At 66.9% G+C, this 16,827-nt stretch carries 20 protein-coding genes and 1 tRNA gene; 15 read left to right on the forward strand and 6 right to left on the reverse strand.

Annotated elements, in window-relative coordinates:
* Positions 1 to 28 precede the first annotated feature (28 nt).
* The 5 genes from rpmB to AC3ENX_RS12925 all read left to right on the forward strand — a co-directional run bounded on the left by rpmB (position 29) and on the right by AC3ENX_RS12925 (position 3,446).
* The gene (gene rpmB, locus AC3ENX_RS12905) at positions 29 to 265 is read left to right on the forward strand and encodes a 50S ribosomal protein L28 (RefSeq protein ID WP_005051771.1); all 237 of its coding nucleotides are present in this window, start codon (positions 29 to 31) and stop codon (positions 263 to 265) included.
* Positions 265 to 435: a 50S ribosomal protein L33 gene (gene rpmG, locus AC3ENX_RS12910; protein ID WP_029145259.1), complete on the forward strand. Its 171-nt coding sequence runs from the start codon at positions 265 to 267 to the stop codon at positions 433 to 435. Before rpmB ends, rpmG begins: the two co-directional genes overlap by 1 nt.
* Before the next feature lie 4 nt (positions 436 to 439).
* Positions 440 to 745, forward strand: coding sequence for a 30S ribosomal protein S14 (rpsN, locus tag AC3ENX_RS12915; RefSeq protein ID WP_183532622.1), 306 nt, complete (start codon positions 440 to 442; stop codon positions 743 to 745).
* 272 nt (positions 746 to 1,017) lie between these two features.
* The gene (locus tag AC3ENX_RS12920) at positions 1,018 to 1,296 is read left to right on the forward strand and encodes an HU family DNA-binding protein (protein WP_434812280.1); all 279 of its coding nucleotides are present in this window, start codon (positions 1,018 to 1,020) and stop codon (positions 1,294 to 1,296) included.
* Between the two features lie 173 nt (positions 1,297 to 1,469).
* Positions 1,470 to 3,446, forward strand: coding sequence for a bifunctional copper resistance protein CopD/cytochrome c oxidase assembly protein (locus tag AC3ENX_RS12925; protein ID WP_434812281.1), 1,977 nt, complete (start codon positions 1,470 to 1,472; stop codon positions 3,444 to 3,446).
* A 1-nt stretch (position 3,447) separates the two neighbouring features.
* Here AC3ENX_RS12925 and AC3ENX_RS12930 read toward each other — a convergent pair whose 3' ends face one another.
* Positions 3,448 to 4,500 (reverse strand): hypothetical protein, encoded by a 1,053-nt coding sequence (locus tag AC3ENX_RS12930; protein ID WP_434812282.1) that lies wholly within the window; start codon positions 4,498 to 4,500, stop codon positions 3,448 to 3,450.
* Positions 4,501 to 4,535: 35 nt separating this feature from the next.
* On the opposite strand from AC3ENX_RS12930, the gene AC3ENX_RS12935 reads away from it, so the two are divergent.
* Positions 4,536 to 5,942, forward strand: a complete 1,407-nt coding sequence (locus AC3ENX_RS12935) for an ATP-dependent DNA helicase (RefSeq protein ID WP_434812283.1) — start codon at positions 4,536 to 4,538, stop codon at positions 5,940 to 5,942.
* 2 nt (positions 5,943 to 5,944) lie between these two features.
* Here AC3ENX_RS12935 and AC3ENX_RS12940 read toward each other — a convergent pair whose 3' ends face one another.
* Entirely contained in the window at positions 5,945 to 6,598 is a 654-nt protein-coding gene (locus AC3ENX_RS12940; protein ID WP_434812284.1) for a biliverdin-producing heme oxygenase, read from the reverse strand.
* A gap of 53 nt (positions 6,599 to 6,651) precedes the next feature.
* Positions 6,652 to 6,963, reverse strand: a complete 312-nt coding sequence (locus tag AC3ENX_RS12945) for a DUF2470 domain-containing protein (RefSeq protein WP_434812285.1) — start codon at positions 6,961 to 6,963, stop codon at positions 6,652 to 6,654.
* A gap of 81 nt (positions 6,964 to 7,044) precedes the next feature.
* Here AC3ENX_RS12945 and AC3ENX_RS12950 point away from each other — a divergent pair, with 81 nt between their 5' ends.
* The 3 genes from AC3ENX_RS12950 (at position 7,045) to AC3ENX_RS12960 (ending at position 10,996) form a co-directional block, all read left to right on the forward strand.
* The gene (locus tag AC3ENX_RS12950; RefSeq protein ID WP_434812286.1) at positions 7,045 to 8,292 is read left to right on the forward strand and encodes a serine hydrolase domain-containing protein; all 1,248 of its coding nucleotides are present in this window, start codon (positions 7,045 to 7,047) and stop codon (positions 8,290 to 8,292) included.
* Positions 8,289 to 9,164 carry an EamA family transporter gene (locus tag AC3ENX_RS12955; RefSeq protein ID WP_434812287.1) on the forward strand — a complete coding sequence of 292 codons (876 nt, stop codon included), beginning with the start codon at positions 8,289 to 8,291 and terminating at the stop codon, positions 9,162 to 9,164. Before AC3ENX_RS12950 ends, AC3ENX_RS12955 begins: the two co-directional genes overlap by 4 nt.
* Before the next feature lie 131 nt (positions 9,165 to 9,295).
* A complete protein-coding gene (locus tag AC3ENX_RS12960; protein ID WP_434812288.1) occupies positions 9,296 to 10,996 on the forward strand; it encodes a vWA domain-containing protein in 1,701 nt (566 codons plus the stop codon).
* Between the two features lie 133 nt (positions 10,997 to 11,129).
* Here AC3ENX_RS12960 and AC3ENX_RS12965 read toward each other — a convergent pair.
* A tRNA-Gly gene (locus tag AC3ENX_RS12965) sits at positions 11,130 to 11,203 on the reverse strand.
* A 486-nt stretch (positions 11,204 to 11,689) separates the two neighbouring features.
* Positions 11,690 to 12,268 (reverse strand): hypothetical protein, encoded by a 579-nt coding sequence (locus AC3ENX_RS12970; protein WP_434812290.1) that lies wholly within the window; start codon positions 12,266 to 12,268, stop codon positions 11,690 to 11,692.
* A 44-nt stretch (positions 12,269 to 12,312) separates the two neighbouring features.
* Between AC3ENX_RS12970 and ccsB the strand changes: the two genes are divergently transcribed.
* On the forward strand, positions 12,313 to 13,266 hold the full coding sequence (gene ccsB, locus AC3ENX_RS12975; RefSeq protein WP_434812291.1) for a c-type cytochrome biogenesis protein CcsB: 954 nt from the start codon (positions 12,313 to 12,315) through the stop codon (positions 13,264 to 13,266).
* Between the two features lie 146 nt (positions 13,267 to 13,412).
* Complete coding sequence (gene lspA, locus AC3ENX_RS12980) at positions 13,413 to 13,934, forward strand: signal peptidase II (RefSeq protein WP_363360861.1); 522 nt, start codon at positions 13,413 to 13,415, stop codon at positions 13,932 to 13,934.
* Positions 13,935 to 13,961: 27 nt separating this feature from the next.
* Here lspA and AC3ENX_RS12985 read toward each other — a convergent pair whose 3' ends face one another.
* Complete coding sequence (locus tag AC3ENX_RS12985; protein WP_242086954.1) at positions 13,962 to 14,540, reverse strand: vitamin K epoxide reductase family protein; 579 nt, start codon at positions 14,538 to 14,540, stop codon at positions 13,962 to 13,964.
* Between the two features lie 79 nt (positions 14,541 to 14,619).
* On the opposite strand from AC3ENX_RS12985, the gene cmtR reads away from it, so the two are divergent.
* From cmtR to AC3ENX_RS13005, 4 genes are all read left to right on the forward strand, one after another.
* Entirely contained in the window at positions 14,620 to 14,979 is a 360-nt protein-coding gene (gene cmtR / locus AC3ENX_RS12990) for a Cd(II)/Pb(II)-sensing metalloregulatory transcriptional regulator CmtR (RefSeq protein WP_242086956.1), read from the forward strand.
* A complete protein-coding gene (locus tag AC3ENX_RS12995) occupies positions 14,976 to 15,581 on the forward strand; it encodes a cadmium resistance transporter (protein ID WP_434812292.1) in 606 nt (201 codons plus the stop codon). Before cmtR ends, AC3ENX_RS12995 begins: the two co-directional genes overlap by 4 nt.
* Positions 15,582 to 15,687: 106 nt before the next feature.
* Positions 15,688 to 16,125, forward strand: coding sequence for a DUF6153 family protein (locus AC3ENX_RS13000; protein ID WP_434812293.1), 438 nt, complete (start codon positions 15,688 to 15,690; stop codon positions 16,123 to 16,125).
* A gap of 83 nt (positions 16,126 to 16,208) precedes the next feature.
* Positions 16,209 to 16,826 (forward strand): DUF305 domain-containing protein, encoded by a 618-nt coding sequence (locus AC3ENX_RS13005; RefSeq protein WP_434812294.1) that lies wholly within the window; start codon positions 16,209 to 16,211, stop codon positions 16,824 to 16,826.
* Position 16,827: the final 1 nt, after the last annotated feature.

Consider the following 16,827-nt stretch of genomic DNA (forward strand, 5'->3'; position numbering starts at 1 on the left):
CTCATCAGGGGCGTAAGGAGACATCACTATGGCAGCAGTGTGCCAGGTGACTGGAGCAGTTCCCGGCTTCGGTCACAACATCTCGCACTCGCACCGCCGGACGAAGCGCCGCTTCGACCCGAACGTGCAGAAGAAGACCTACTACGTTCCTTCGCTTGGTCGCAAGATCACGCTGAACGTCTCGGCTAAGGGCATCAAGGTCATTGACGCCCGCGGCATCGAGTCGGTCGTGAAGGACCTGATCGCGAAGGGTGTGAAGCTCTAATGGCGAAGAAGGCTCAGGACGTCCGTCCGATCATCAAGCTGCGCTCGACCGCCGGCACGGGGTACACCTACGTGACGCGCAAGAACCGCCGCAACAACCCCGACCGCATCGTGCTGAAGAAGTACGACCCGGTGGTCCGCAAGCACGTCGAATTCCGAGAGGAGCGCTGATCTCATGGCGAAGAAGAGCAAGATCGCGCGCAACAAGCAGCGCGAAGAGGTCGTCGCCCGCTACGCCGAGAAGCGTGCCGAGCTGAAGAAGACCCTGGTCGACCCGAACGCGACCGACGAGGCCCGCGAGGCCGCCCGCGTCGGCCTGCAGAAGCTGCCGCGCAACGCGTCGCCGGTGCGTCTGCGCAACCGCGACGCCATCGACGGTCGCCCCCGCGGCCACCTGTCGAAGTTCGGCATCTCGCGTGTCCGCTTCCGCGACATGGCACACCGTGGCGAGCTGCCCGGCGTGACCAAGTCGAGCTGGTAAGCACCACAGCAGCGAAGGCCCGGTTCCTCTTCGGAGGAGCCGGGCCTTTCGTCTGTCGCGACGCGCATGACGTGTCGAACGCCACAGAAGTCACATCAGTCACAGCTGTCACGCGACACGCCGGGGAGTATGACCAGGAATGCGCGGAAATCCGCGGAATCACGCGGTTCGTGGGTATATTCGGTCGCGGTCGAACGACCAGCCGGGCGGTGTCCGCCGCTCGGTCCGCAGGAACTGAAGGCGGCGTAACCCGCCGTCTGGAGGACAACCCAATGGCTATCACCAAGACCGAGCTCGTTGCCAGCATCGCCAGCGCGACGGGCCAGAGCCAGTCGACCGTCTCGGGCGTGCTCGACTCGCTGTTCGCCACCGTGTCCGAGGCTGTCGCCAAGGGCGAGAAGGTCACGATCCCCGGTTGGATCGCCTTCGAGTCGGTCGACACCGCCGCTCGCACGGGCCGCAACCCGCAGACCGGTGAAGAGATCAAGATCGCTGCCGGCAAGCGCGTCAAGGTGACCGCGGGCTCGAAGCTGAAGGCTGCCGTCAAGTGAGTCGAGCCGGGTCAATGTGCGAAGCGCGTTGACGCGGCTGCGACTCAGGTTGAGTGCCGCGGCGTTGACGCCGCGGTGTATCGAAACCTGAATCTGACGCTGGAAGGGGGATGCCGCGAGGCATCCCCCTTCTGCTGTCTGCGGGCACGCCGACGCGATCTAGGCTGGAACGTGTGAACAGTCGCGCGCTCCGTCTCGTCGGGCCGGTGATTCTCGTCGCGGCCGCGCTGCTGATGCTCATCGTCGGCCTCGCGTACGGTGGCGGTGCCGATCCGCTGCAGTTGAACGACCCGGGTCCGGTGGTGCGCTGGGGGCTGCCGGTCGCGAAGGTCGTCGTCAATCTCTCGGCGGCTGTCATGGTCGGCGCGCTCGTGCTCGCCCTGTTCGGGCTCGAAGCGCGCGAGCGGCCGTTCGACACCGCCCTCGACACCGCATCGGCCGGGGCGGCGGTGTTCACTGTGGCGAGCGGCCTCACCGCCTACTTCACCTTCCTCAACGTGCTGGGTGCGACCCCGAGCGCCGACGCCCAGTTCGGCGCGCAGCTGGGCAACTTCCTGGTCGGCACCGAGCTCGGGCTCGCCTGGCTCATCACGACGCTCGCGGGCGCCGTCATCACGGTGCTCACGTTCGCGTTCCGGGGCTGGACGATGACACTGCTCATCGGCATCGCCGCGGTCGCCGCGCTCGTGCCGATGGCGACGCAGGGGCATTCGGGTGCAGAGGCGAACCACAACATCGCCGTCGCCGCCCTCACGCTGCACATCATCGGCGCGGCCGTCTGGGTGGGCGGGATCGTCCTGCTCGTCATCGTGCGTCCCCAGCTCGACCGCGAGAAGATGCACGCGCTGCTGGAGCGGTACTCGAGCCTCGCCCTGGCGGCTTTCGTGGTCGTCGCGGGCTCCGGCCTCGCGCGCGCCGTGATCGGCGTCGTGGCGTGGGAGCACCTGGCATCGGCATACGGTGCGCTGCTCATGGTCAAGATCGCCGCGCTGCTGCTGATCGGCGTGCTCGGCGCGATCTACCGGCGACGGCTGATCGACGGCATCCGCGTGAAGGGCGGCGCGGGCAGGTTCTGGGGCCTCATCGCGCTCGAACTCGCCTTCATGGGCATCGCGAGCGGTGCCGCCGTCGCCCTCTCGCGCACGCCGCCGCCCGTCGACACGACCCTGGCGACCGATCGGTCGCCCGCCGAGTACCTCACCGGCGCACCGCTGCCGCCCGAACTGACGATCGACCGCTGGTTCACCCAGTGGGACATCGATCTGCTGTGGCTGACGGTCGTCGGCTTCGGGCTCTTCTTCTATTTCGCCGGAGTCTGGCGTCTGCATCGCCGCGGCGATCGCTGGCCGGTCGCTCGCACCGTGATGTGGACGGTGGGCATGCTCGCACTGCTGTGGGTGACCGGTGGGCCGATCAACGCCTACCAGGACTACCTGTTCAGCATGCACATGATCGGCCACATGCTGCTGACCATGGCCATCCCGCTGTGCCTGGTCGTGGGTGCGCCGGTCACGCTCGCTGCCCGTGCAATCCGCAAACGTGAAGACGGCACGCGCGGGGCCAGGGAATGGATCCTGTGGGCGGTGCACACACCGTTCTCGCGGGTCGTCACGCATCCGCTCGTCGCCGCAGCCGTGTTCATCGGGTCGCTGTGGGCGTTCTACTACACCGACCTATTCCGATGGTCGCTCTACGACCACCTCGGGCACGTGTGGATGACGGCGCACTTCCTCATCTCGGGCTACCTGTTCGTGCTCTCGCTCATCGGCATCGACCCGGTGCCGCTGCGGTTGCCGTACGCGTTCCGTCTCGTGACCCTGCTGGCGGTCATGGCGATGCACGCCTTCTTCGGCATCGCGATCATGATGAGCGAGAGCCTGTTCGTCGCCGAATGGTTCGGGTCGATGGGGCGCACCTGGGGACCGACGCCGCTCGAAGACCAGTACATCGGCGGCGGTGTCGCCTGGTCGATCGGTGAGATCCCGACGCTCATCCTCGCGATCACGGTCGCGATCCAGTGGAGCCGGTCCGACGAGCGCATGCAGCGCAGGGCGGATCGCCACGCAGACCGCACCGGCGATGCCGAACTCGAGGAGTACAACGCGCAGTTGGCAGCGCTCGCCGAACGCGACGCGCGCAGGGCGCGCTGACTCAGTCGCTGGGCGAGACCTGGATCGATGCGCTGCCGTCGGGCAGCACCGTGATATCGCCGGTCAAGAAGAACGGCACCTCTTCGACGACCTGCTGGATGCTGCCGTCGTAGAGCGACTGGATGTCGACCGTGATCTCGGCGATCGCCTGCGTGCGGCGGATCTTCCAGTCCGCGCCGTTGGGTGCGAGGGCGACGGTCGGCTGTTTCGCGATCTTCCATGTCGGGGTGCTGACGACGCGGTTCTCGAAGAACGTCCCGAAGGGGCACCCCGTCGGCTGCAGCACCTCCTGGGTCGCGCACTCGGTGAGGAAGGCTTCGACCTTGTCCTGCACGACGCCGATGAACTCGTCGGTCGGCTCGGTCTGCACGTCGACGGGGATCTCGGCCTGCGGTGTGTCCGACAGCACGGCGACGCCGGGGCTCTCGGACAGCGCCGTCTTCACCTGCACCGAGTACAGGCCCGGCGAGAAGACGAGCAGGGGAACGGCTGCCAGCGGATCGGCCTCGACGCCGTCGACCGAGACCTGACGCTTGTCGACCTCGAACCCGTTGACGCTGAACTGCATCGCGCCGCGCACGCTCAGGTCGATGACGGCCAACGGGCTCTGCGCGAAGCGCCACGTGGGAGCGACACCCACCCAGCCTGCGCGTTCGACCTCGAAGGTCGAGGTGCCCTCGTGGGGGCCTGCTTTGTAGCTGACGGTGACCTTCGTGATGCCGTCCGACTCTTCGGCGCGCACCGCCTCGACCTCGGTGAGCGGCGCGAGCGCGTCGCGTCGCAGCAGCGCCTCGCTGGCGGTGGTGGGCAGCTTCGCGTCTTCGAGGTCGACCGAGTCGATCACGACACCCGGCACGGTGAGGGCGTCGGCTGCCCGCCCCTGCGTGAGCAGTTCGAGGTAGCGCAGCACGAACGCGGTCGGGCTGTAGAGGTGCTGATACGCGATCACGCCGGTCGCGCCGATCGCGCCGACGAGCAGCGCGAAGACGACGAGCAGTGCGGTCAGATCGAACCGCAGCCGTCGGCGCTCACGCGCATCACCCACCCCGTGCACGCTTTCAGTCTAGGAAACCTCGCCTGATAGCTAGCATGGATGCGGTGAACACCCCTCCGCTGTCGTCCGAGCAGGAGGAGTTGTTCCGCCTGATCGAAGACACCCGCGAGCACGTGTTCGTGACGGGCCGCGCGGGCACCGGCAAGTCCACCCTGCTGCAGCATCTGGCGTGGAACACCGACAAGCAGATCGCCGTGTGCGCGCCCACCGGAGTCGCCGCGCTCAACGTCGAGGGGCAGACGATCCACTCGCTGTTCCGGCTCCCGATCGGGCTCATCGCAGACAGCGAGCTCGAGCAGTCCGATGCGACCCGCAAGATCCTGAATGCGATCGACACGCTCGTCATCGACGAGATCTCGATGGTCAACGCAGATGTGATGGATGCGATCGATCGATCACTCCGGCAGGCCCGCAAGCGCCGCGCTGAACCGTTCGGCGGGGTGCAGATCGTCATGTTCGGTGACCCGTACCAGCTCTCGCCGGTGCCGCCGCGCGGCGATGAGCTGCGCTACATCCAGGACCACTACCGCTCGTTCTGGTTCTTCGATGCGCAGGTGTGGGCGGGGCCGCGGGGGGATGCCGGCGCGATCCGCTCCGACGGGCTGCTCGACCTCGGGCGCGTGGGGGCGCCGCTGCACATCCGTGAGCTGCGCGACATCCACCGGCAGTCCGATCCCGGGTTCAAAGAGATCCTCAATGCGGTGCGGCACGGCATCGTGACCGCCGACATGGCCGGCATCCTCAACTCGACCGGCGCCCGCCCTGTGCCCGAGCCCGTCGACGGGGAACCTCCGATCATCACGCTCGCGACCCGCAATGACATCGTGAACCGCATCAACCAGCGCCACCTCGATGCGCTGACCGGGCCGGTGCAGACGGCCCGTGCCGACATCAGCGGCGACTTCGGTCGCGGCGACGCGTCGTACCCCGCCGAGGCCGAGCTGCAGCTGAAGGTCGGGGCGCAGGTGATGTTCTTGCGCAACGACGTCGGCGGGTTCGGCGGCGACGGACCCCGCTGGGTCAACGGGTCGATCGGCACCGTCACCCGCATCGCGGGCGGCACGGTGCGGGTCGAGCTCGACGGTGAGGAGCACGACGTCGAACCGGCGGTCTGGGAACGGTTCCGCTACGCGTACGACCCGGCATCCCGCAAGCTCACGCGTGAGATCGTCGCGGAGTTCACCCAGTTTCCGCTGCGGTTGGCGTGGGCGATCACGATCCACAAGTCGCAAGGCAAGACGTACGATCGCGCGGTCGTCGACCTCGGCTCGGGGGCGTTCGCCCCCGGGCAGACATATGTCGCGCTGTCGCGGCTCACGTCGCTCGAGGGGCTCTACCTGTCACGGGCGCTGCGGCCGAGTGACATCCTCGTCGACCACGACGTCCGCCGCTTCATGGCCGGTGTGCGCGCCGCGGAACGCGCGGGCGGCGTCGTCGGCTGAGATCAGGCGGCGCGACGGGCCTTGTCGGCGGCGAGGTCGGTGAACAGGTCGGTGTTGAACCGGTAGGCGACGAGCACTTCGTCGATCACGCGCTCGCGCTCGGCGGCATCCCACGGGGCGGCGTCGAGCTGCTCGCGGTACACCTCTTTGAACGCCTTCGGATCGGCGATCTCGTTGAAGATGTAGAAGCCGATGCCGTTGGTCTCGAACCCGAACTGGCGCGCCATGAGGCGCCCGATGAACAGGCCGCCCGACAGGTCGCCGAGATAGCGGGTGTAGTGGTGGGCGACGAACCCGCCCGCCCAGCTCGCGCCGACCTCGCGGATGCGGGCGACGTAGCGCTCGGTCGTCGGCAGCGGCTCGATGCGCTCGCGCCAGTCGTCGCCGATGAGGAACGCCAGGTCGGCTTCGAGTGCGGGGAGGCGGGTGAGCTTCTCGCTGATGAACAGCGCGGCGATCGGGTCGTCCTTCATGCGCTCGGCGGCGACTTCGAGGGCCTCGTAGATGAACCAGTGCTGGGCCACGAGGGCGACGTAGTCGTCGCGGGTGCCGCGCCCCTGCATCAGGTCGGCCATGAAGCCGGCGTGCTCGCTGCCGGAGTGTGCGCCGCTGGAGCGCTCGCGCAGCGCGGTGGAGAACGGGATCGGGTCGGCCATACCTGCAGTGTAGCTGAAACTAAGGCTCACCTTAACTGAAGGTTTCGTCGGAATCAGCTCTGCGGACGCGGCTCCACACCCAGTCGTGCGCAGGCCGCGTCGTACAGCGCCACGATCTCGCGGCGCACCTCGCGTCGCTCACTGATCGGACCGCCCGGCCACGGCACACGGATGACGTCCTCGGCACCGTCGGCGCACATCACGTGCCACTGGCCGGCGTCACCGTCGAAGGTCACCATCTCGGCGCGGATGACGTCGGGGATGGGCGAGAACGCCCGCGCGATGAGCAGGTTGTCGTCGAGGTGATCGGTGTTCATGTGGCCGAGCACGCCGCGCAGGGCATCGTCGTCGAAGACGTGGGTCATGCACGACACCCTACGCACCGCGTCGCTGCAGCGACCGCCCGGGTATGTTTGAGGGGCACGAGTTCCACCCAGGGAGTATGGATGCCGCAGACGCGCACACGGCGGATCGCCGCTTGGACGGCCGCCGCGGCGATGGTGCTCGGCATGGCCGCCTGCACACCCGATGCCAGCCACCGGGTGGAGTTGCCCGCGCAGGTCGAAGGGGCACTGCCCGACGACATGCAGGAGCAGCTGCGCACCGCGACCGAGACCGCGATGGCAGGCACCGGTTCGACCGGTGCTGTCGTGGGAGTCTGGGCGCCCTGGGCCGGATCCTGGGTGACGGGCCTCGGCACCACGACCGCCGACGGTGCCGAAGTGAGCACCGACATGCGCTTCCTCGCAGGGTCGATCACCAAGTCGATGACCTGCGACGTCCTGTACGCCCTTGTCGAAGAGGGCACCGTCGCACTCGGCGATGACGTCACCACCTGGCTGCCGGGCATGCCCACGCTCAAGGGCATCACGCTCGGTCAGCTGTGTGACAGCACGAGCGGGCTCGCGTCGTACGCCGGCAAGCTGCAGACCCGCTGGATCGCGAACCCCGAGCGCGTGTGGAACCCGCGCGAGCTCGCCGCCTACGGCATGGCGAGCGGTCTTTCGTTCGAGCCGGGCAGCGAATACGGCAACAGCGACACGGGCTATGTCGTGCTCGGTCTCGCGCTGGAGAGCGCGAGCAACCGCTCGGCCGCGCAGTTGTTCGAGACGTACATCTTCGAGCCGCTCGGGATGGATGCCAGCTCGCTCCCGTCAACGTCGCCGACCGACGGCCGCCTGAACGGGCTGCGCTCGGGCAACGTCGACGGCGAGCTGTCCTGTGCCGACACGGTAGACCTGACGACCTTCTCGCCGTCCGCGGGCTACACGGCGGGCGGCGTCGTGAGCGACGTGAACGACATCGGCCGGTACGTGCAGGCGCTCGCCCTGGGGCTCCGCAGCTACGATTCGGACGCTCGCTTCGAGGACGCGGTGTCGGCGTCACGCTCCGGCTCGACCTGGTACCAGTCGAAGGGTGGCGCGCTCCTCGCGGGCAGCCTCGCCGGGCAGTTCGGACGCGTGCCCGGTTATCTCACATCTGCCTTCGCTGATCGCGAGACGGGGTTGACGGTCGTCGTCGTCCTCAACAACTCGCGGGCATCCGCTGTGGCCGCGCGCGCACTGTCCTGGCAGCTGGCCGCGATCGCATCAAAGGCGCCGGCCGTCGGTGACCTGAGCGCCCCGTCCGCAGGGTATCCCTGGACCGAGGCCGATATGGCCGAGAGCGTCGCCGACGAGGCCATCTGCGAATGAGCGCACGGGCGTTCTCGGCATCCGCTGCCGCGTTCGTCGTCGTCGGACTCGCGTGCCAAGAGGTCGGTGCTGCGCTCGCTGTGCTGCTGTTCGACGACATGGGGCCGCTCGGCATGGTGATGCTGCGGCTCGTCTTCTCGGCGCTCGTGCTGCTCGCGATCGCCCGCCCGACGTGGCGGGGGCACTCCAGCGCCGACTGGTTCGCGGTGGCGCGCTTCGGCATCGTGCTCGCCGTCATGAACGCGCTGTTCTATCTCGCGCTGGAGCGCTTGCCGCTCGGCGTCGCCGTCACGATCGAAGTGCTCGGGCCGCTCGTGCTGTCGATCGTCGCGGCGCGGCGGGCATCAGCGTGGATCTGGGCGGGCATCGCGTTCGCCGGCGTCGTCGCACTCGGCGGCGGCGGGTGGGACCGGCTCGACCTGCTCGGCGTGCTGTTCGCCCTGGGCGCCGCCGCGAGCTGGGCGTTCTACATCCTCGCCTCGGCGCGCGTCGGGGCGGCGTTCCCAAAGCTCGACGGGCTGGCCTTGGCGATGACGGTCGGGGCGATCGTCTCGTTGCCGTTCGGCATCCCGAACGCGGGCGCATCACTGCTGCGGATCGACCTCGTCGCGATCGGGGCCGCCGTCGCGGTGCTCTCGTCGACGATCCCCTACGCGCTCGAACTCGCCGCGCTGCGCAGGTTGCCGGCATCCGCTTTCGCGATCCTCATGTCGCTGGCACCTGCGACTGCGGCGCTCGCCGGGTTCGTGCTGCTCGGGCAGCACCTGACGTGGCTCGAACTGGTCGGCATCGCGCTCGTGATCGGCGCATCCGTCGGCGCAATCCGTGCCGCCGGACGGCGCGCACGTGAGAGCACGGAACCCGTCGCCTGAGCCGGAGGCCGCCCGCTTCTGAGTCGCTCCATGTTCCGGGTTCCCGGTGACGTCCCCTACACTTCACCGGAGTATCCCCGCGTACGATGTCGTATCCTCCGGGCAACGGCCCGACGTCCAACGGAGTTCCCATGGCGCGAGCGCCCCAGTCATCCCTGCCCACGGTCGGTGATGCGCTGACGCGATCATCGGCGCGCGCTGACAAGCAGCGCACCCGCACGCGCATTCTGCTCGGCATCGTGCTGCTGCTGGCCCTCGCGCTCGTCATCGTCATCGGCGTCGTCGTGATCAAGGGAGGGCTCGGCGGCGGCAACACGGCCGCACCGTCCGGCGGCGGCGATTGCATCGCCACAGAGCTTCGCGTGACAGCCGATCCCGACATCGCCGTCGCGCTCCAAACGATCGTCGAAGACCTCGACAGTGCCGGTGGCGACTGCCCTGACGTGACCGTCCGGTCCGAAGAAAGTGCTGTCACGGCGGCGGTGCTCGGCGAGGGCGGCGACCCGGGATTCGATGTCTGGGTGCCCGACTCGTCGATGTGGCCGGCGCGGGCGACCGGCCTGGCCGAGATCGCCGAGGCGGATGCCGCTGAACTCGTCGTCGGTGACACGGTCGCGACGACGCCCGTCGTGTTCGCCACCACCGAGACGACGGCCGCCGCGGTCGGTGCGGACGGTGCCGGATTCTCGAGCTTCGCCGGCGGCGGTGCGGCTGTCGTGCTGCCCGATCCGACAGCCGTGGCATCGAGTTCTGCTGCGCTCCTCGCCCTGCAGACCGCGTTCTCGGGCGACGCGCGCATGTTCACCGGCATGGTGTTGAGCCTTGCGAACGGGATCGTGCCGACCGCCGACGAGGCGCTTGCGGCCGCGGCTACGGCAGAGACCCCGACGGTTGCCGTCACCACCGAGCAGGCAGTGCTGAACCACGACGCTGACCTCGTCTCGATCTTCCCGTCCGACGTCAAGCCCGCCGTGAGCATGCCGATCGTCACGCTCGGCGACGCGTCGGAGGAGACAACCGCAGCCGTTGAGACCTTCACGGCAGCGATCACCGCGGCATCCGCCACGCTCGCCGATGCCGGCCTGCGCGAGGCCGACGGGACGCCGGGTGCAGACTTCGTCGCCGAGGGCAGCGAAGACGGGGGAGCGGCGGCCCAGACCGCCGACAGCGTCAACCAGGCCGAAGTGTTGCGCACGTGGCAGGTGCTCACGGCGCCGTCGCGCATGCTGTCGCTCAACGACGTGTCGGGATCGATGTTCGAGCCGGTGACCGGCGACATGCGGCGCATCGACCTGTTCGAGCAGGCCGCCGTCCGCGCCGTGAACTCGCTCTCCGCAGACTCGTCGCTGGCCACCTGGGTGTTCTCGACGCGCCGGATCGGCGGCCAGGACTGGCAAGAGATCGCGCCGTTCGGTCCGCTGAGCGACGCCGCACACAAGCAGCGCACGATCGACACCGCCAACGGGCTCGACAAGCTCGTCGGCGGGGGCACCGGACTGTACGACAGCGTGCTCGCCGCCGTGAAGTACATGCGCGAGACGTACGTTCCGGGTCAGGTCAACCTCGTGCTGCTCAACACCGACGGTGTGAACGAGGACGACGACGGCCTCGACCTCGACGGCCTGCTCGCCGAACTCGAGAAGCTGCACGACCCAGCGGCTCCTGTCGCCGTCATCGCGATCGGCTACGGACCCGACACCGACCAGAGCGTGCTCGAGCAGATCGCCGCCGCGACCGACGGCGCCGCCTACCAGGCCCTCGAACCGACCGACATCACAACCGTGCTCGTCGACGCCGTCACGCAGCGCGGCTGCCGCCCCTTCTGCGCCTGACGTCGTTGCGCGCTTTGCGGCACCGGCATCCCCGCGATGTCGGCTTGCTGCCGGTGAGTCCAGGGTTTCAGCACGAGTCGGATGCTGTGGCGTGTTGACTCGCGCAGGAATCCCGGACTCGGTGGAAACACATTGGAGGGGCTGACGGGAATCGAACCCGCGCTGTCTGCTTGGGAAGCAGAAGTTCTGCCATTGAACTACAGCCCCGATGCCTTGAAACTACTGGGATCTCTCGATCTCGTCAAGGCTAGGTGTACACATTGGTGTTCACATGTGCCTCGCGCGCCGAAGCGGCATCGCGATAGACCAACCATACCCAAATTCACGGCATCGCTGATCGCGATGAGGCATGGGTGCTGGGCCTCGTGGCGCGACTGCGACCGGATTTCGGACGCGGTTGCCCGCGTCACGGGGCTGTCGCTGCGGGCGCTTCACCCGGCTGCGGATGCCCAAGGCGAGCTGCGCGTACGACGCTGAGTCGACCCCTACACCTTCAGAAGGTGCTCCGGATGGGTGGGTAGCGATTCGATGAATCTCTGCAGTTCCACGACCGAGTACAGGGGTTTCGAGCCTGAGAAGTGCGGGGTGAGGTCACCCAAGCGCACGTGGTGTCGAAGGCGTGAGGGGCTGAGCCCAACGGCGGCCGCAGCCGCGTTGTGGTCGAGGGCGACGACGGTCGGGCTGGTTGCCAGATCAGTCATCGGGTTGGCGGCCGGGTGTGTAGGACATGCCTTTGAGGTAGCCGGCGGTGCGGGCTTTGCTGATCCAGTCGCTGGCGGTGCGGTGGGGGATGCCGAGTTCGAGTTGCACGGTTTTGGTGGGTGGGAGTCCTGCGAGGGCGGATGCGCCGTAGAGGATTTGGATGACTTCCATGCGTTCGGTTTTGGTGCCGCGTTTGGAGACGGCGGTGGCGAGCCATTCGGGGATGATGCGTCCGTCGGTGGCGGAGAGTTCGGCGATGGTGGTCCAGCCGTGTTCGAGGTGTACGGCGATGCAGTGGGGGATGGCTGCTTGCAGGATGGCTTGGGGTGCGGTGTGTCGGAGGGCGACTTCGTCGAATCCGGGGCGGATGCCGCGGTTGACGATGGTGGTGACGATGTAGCGGCCCTGTTCGGGGTTGTAGATGGCGTCGAGGGTGGTTTCGATGCCGGCCGCCTCGTCGGTGGTGGTGGCGGAGAATCCGGGCGCGATTCGGAGGGCGGTCCCGACGGGTTCGGTTGCCGCTGTGCGGGTCATCTTCTTGCCGTCGGTTGTCTTCACGTCGACCTTCACCCCCTTAGTTTGCTCTACCGCGATCACGAATCGCAGCCCGGCTCTTGACTAACGTGTACCTGCTCGCGTTCGTGGCCTACGCCATCGACCTTGCACAACGCTCAGTACGCCGCGACGAACCCCAGCGGGTGCCCGCGCTCGTGACCGCGGGCGGAGACACGCAGAACACAGGCGACGAACGCGCCGCGCTGAACGAGGTCCGCACCCGGCCGGGCCAGCGGCAACGTCTGCTCTGGGCGCGAATCGGCACCGTCCTGACCGGGTTCGCGTTCGTGTTCCACCTCGCCGGCACCATCGGGCGAGGACTCGATGCGGGAAGGGTCCCGTGGGCGAACATGTACGAGTTCGCGCTCACCGGGACTTTGCTGATCGTCGCGGTCTACCTAGCCGTGCTCCGCCGATACGATCTACGCTTCCTGGGCTCGTTCCTCATCGGTATGGTCGCGTTGCTCCTGGGCGGTGCGACCTTGGCGTTCTACGTCGAAGTCACCCCGCTGATGGACCCCCTCAAGAGCGTCTGGCTCGTCATCCACGTTTTCGTCGCCTCCCTCGGCACCGCCCTGTTCGCGATTTCCTGCGGCCTCTCCGCCACACAACTGCTCCAGTCCCGCCGCGAACGACGGGCCGCAGCGCCGGGGGAGGACACTCAAGCGGCCCGGTCGGGCTACCTGCGCACGCTGCCGACCGCCGACACGCTGGAATCCCTGGCCTACCGGTTCGCGATTGTGGGGTTCATCTTTTGGACCTTCACTCTCATTGCTGGTTCGATCTGGGCAAACGACTCCTGGGGCCGGTATTGGGGGTTCGACACAAAGGAGGTTTGGACCTTCGTGATCTGGGTGCTCTATGCCGGATACATCCACGCCCGCGCGACACGAGGCTGGCGCGGTACCCGATCGGCGTGGCTGTCGATCATCGGGTTCACCGCCGTCCTGTTCAACTTCACCATCGTCAACATGTTCTTCAAAGGCCTGCACGCCTACTCCGGCCTCAGCTGACGACCAACGACCGCTCGACCATAAAGGACTCACCCCTCCATGCCCACACCATTGCTCGACCCCGGTTGGTATCCGCGTCCGCCGGCGGCGACGTACACCCGCCCTCGCCACGGCGTGTCCTCGGTCTCCGACGTGCGAAGCACACGATGAACGGCGGTCGAAGCCGGAGACTGGCCGTCGCGTGCCTGGTCGCACTGGCCATGGCTGTCGTCGACCAGGGTACGAAGGCCATCGCGCTCGCACAGCTGAGCGAGCAAGAACGAATTCCGCTGATCGGCGACCTACTGGGGTTGCAACTCGCCTTCAACCCCGGGACCGTCATGTCTCTCGGCTCGAACAGCACCTGGGTGTTCACTGTGATCGGGATCGTGGCGGGGATCGCGCTGTTCTATGCCGCATGGCGGGCGACATCCACGGCATGGGCGGTCGCAATCGGATTCGTCTGGGGTGGAGCAATCGGCAACCTCATCGACCGCCTCTTCGCCGCTCCCGGGTTCGGCCGCGGCCACGTCACCGACTTCCTCGCCTATGGCAACCTCTTCATCGGAAACATCGCCGACATCGCCATCGGAATCGGCGTCGGACTCGGCATCCTCCAGGTGCTCCTCAGCCACCGGTCCCAGACGCGCAGCGAACACCCGGGGGCAACCTCCCCCCAGGAGAAGTGACTTCGGCCCGATTACAGGTCATCCGGGTTAGACGATGCTCGCCAGCACATTCAGACGGAACTGCGCGAGCACCGCGACAACCAGGTAAGCGGCGAGCGTCACGAGCGTGATCCACGGCCACAATACCGCACCAACCCGCCGTGCCCGTTGACCGAAGACGCCCTCGCGCAGGTTCCGGACCGTCACGATGAAAAACAGGGGGAGCGTCGCCAGCCACACCACAAGACACCAGGGGCAGAGCGTCCCCAGCACATAAATGCTTTGCCCGATCAGCCACACCACGAACGCAAACGCACCCGCGACACCGATATTGAACAGCATCCAGAACCAGCGAGCGAAGTGCGGTACCGCCCACAGCGCGACTCCGACGCACACCACGAGCGCGAACCCGACCAGTCCAAGGAACGGATTGGGAACCCCAAACGCGGCCCCTTGAGCGCTCTCGAGGTTCGCAGAGCACTGCACCAGCACGGAGAAGTCGCAACTGAGGCCCGCATCGGGGCTCGTCAGCTTTTCGATCTTCTCAACGGACAGGGCCATCGATGCCGTCAACCCGACGGCGCCACACAGCGCGAGGAACAAGCCGAAGAAGAATTCACGGCGCATGAGCTGGGACAACTTTCACCATCGCTAGATACATACGGAACAGATTGCAATCATACAGTGATGCGTGTATGTTCATTGCGTGCTGACTATTACCGATCGTCTGGATGTGATGAACCGTCTCGGCCGCGCCATGGCGGACCCGACACGCTCACGCATTCTCATGACTCTGCTTGATGGCCCGATCTATCCCGCGGCACTCGCCCGTGAACTGGATCTCAGTCCGTCCAACGTCTCCAATCACCTGACCTGCCTTCGTGACTGTGGCATCGTTGTTGCGGAGCCCGAGGGTCGCCGAACTCGGTACGAGGTCGCAGATCCCCGTCTCACCCGGGCGCTCACCGCTCTGCTGGACACGACCTTGGCGGTGGACCATGCAGCCGGGTGCATCGATCCCTCCTGCGCGGCCCCGGAATGCTGCACGACGGAGGCGACGGCATGATCTTCCTCTCCATACTGCAAGCGATCGGCCTGTTCATTGTCACGAACATCGACGACATCATTGTGCTCTCGCTGTTCTTCGCCCGTGGCGCGGGACAACGGGGCACGACCGCTCGAATCCTGGTCGGGCAGTATCTGGGATTCGCAGGCATTCTCGGCGCGGCTGTACTCGTAGCTCTCGGCGCCGGAGCATTCCTGCCTCCAGAGGTCATCCCCTACTTCGGTCTGATCCCGTTGGGCCTGGGACTATGGGCGGCCTGGCAGGCATGGCGTCGACGTCACGACGACGACGATGACGATGAGGGCAAGATCGAGGGTAAAAAGGTCGCGGTCTGGGCCGTAGCGGGTGTCACCTTCGCAAACGGCGGGGACAACATCGGGGTCTACGTGCCGGTCTTCTTGAGTGTGGGACCCGCCGCCGTGGTCGCCTACTGTGTAGTGTTCCTCGCGCTCGTCGCAGTCCTGGTGTACGTAGCCAAGTTCATCGCTACCCGACGTCAGATCGCGGAAATCCTGGAGCGCTGGGAGCACATCCTGTTCCCGATCGTCCTGATCGGCCTCGGCATCTTCATCCTGATCAGTGGCGGCGCATTCGGGCTCTGATCACCAAAAGGAAGCTGGACCTCACCCCCGACACGGTCAGCCGCCTGTAGCAGCCGCCAGTAAAGAGGCGGACTACGTTGGACGGTAGGGAAGGAAGGAGGGGAGCATGTCGCTAATCACGCTCGCGGATGCCATGGGACGCACGCGCACGCTCACCCGCACCTTTCTCGTGATGATCGCGATCACTGCGGGGATCGTCGCGGGGCTGCTTGCGATGCACTCCCTGAACAGCCACGCCACCAGCACCGGTCACCTCGACACCGTTACGACTGCCCCTGCCGCCTCGCACCACGCTCAGGACGCCGCTCCGGTCGGGGAACCGGCGGCGGGGGAGTGCGATGACTGTGCCGGTGGGCACGACACCATGATGTGGTTGGCGTGCGTGCTCGGCCTGCTCGTGACCGTGCTGATCCTCGCCCGCATCACCGGAAATTGGCGGACCACCGACCCCGAACGCGGATCCCTGACCGTCTCGTTGTGGCCGGGTTGCCTCGCACCGGTGCCTCCACCCTCATTGATCGTTCTCTGCATTAGTCGCACCTGAGGATGCCGCTGCCTGCCCCCGCGCAGGCACGGCTCACCCTGCCCGCCGGGCGGGAACCTCGTTGACGACTTTTGGAGAACCTCATGAAGATCCGTACTGCGGCGACTGCCGCGCTCGCCCTGACCACCGCCCTTATCCTCGCCGGCTGCTCCGACACCGGGAACGCCGGGGGTGGCATGTCTGGGATGGACCACGGCGGCTCCAGCAGCAGCGCCGCCCCCTCCGCTGACGCGTCTGCGAACGCGAACGACGCGGACATCATGTTCGCGACGATGATGATCGCGCACCACCAGCAGGCCATCGAGATGTCCGACGTGTTGCTGAGCAAGGACGACATCGACCCACGGGTTGTTGACCTCGCCGATGGCATCAAAGCCGCCCAGCAGCCCGAAATCGACACGCTCAACGGCTGGCTGCAGGAGTGGGGCGCCGACACCTCCGGCACGGACATGGATCGCATGGATCACGGCGGAGGGATGATGAGCGAAGAGGACATGCAAGCCCTCGACGCGGCGACCGGCACCGAGGCGGCCAAGCTGTTCCTGGAGCAGATGATCGAGCACCACAACGGTGCAATCGAGATGGCTCAGGAAGAAGTCAGCAACGGGCAGAACCCGAACGCGACCGCCCTCGCGCAGAAGATCGTCGACGACCAGACCGCCGAGATCGCTGCGATGGAGGACATCCTCGCCAGCCTGTGAC

Source organism: Microbacterium sp. bgisy189, assembly GCF_057707225.1.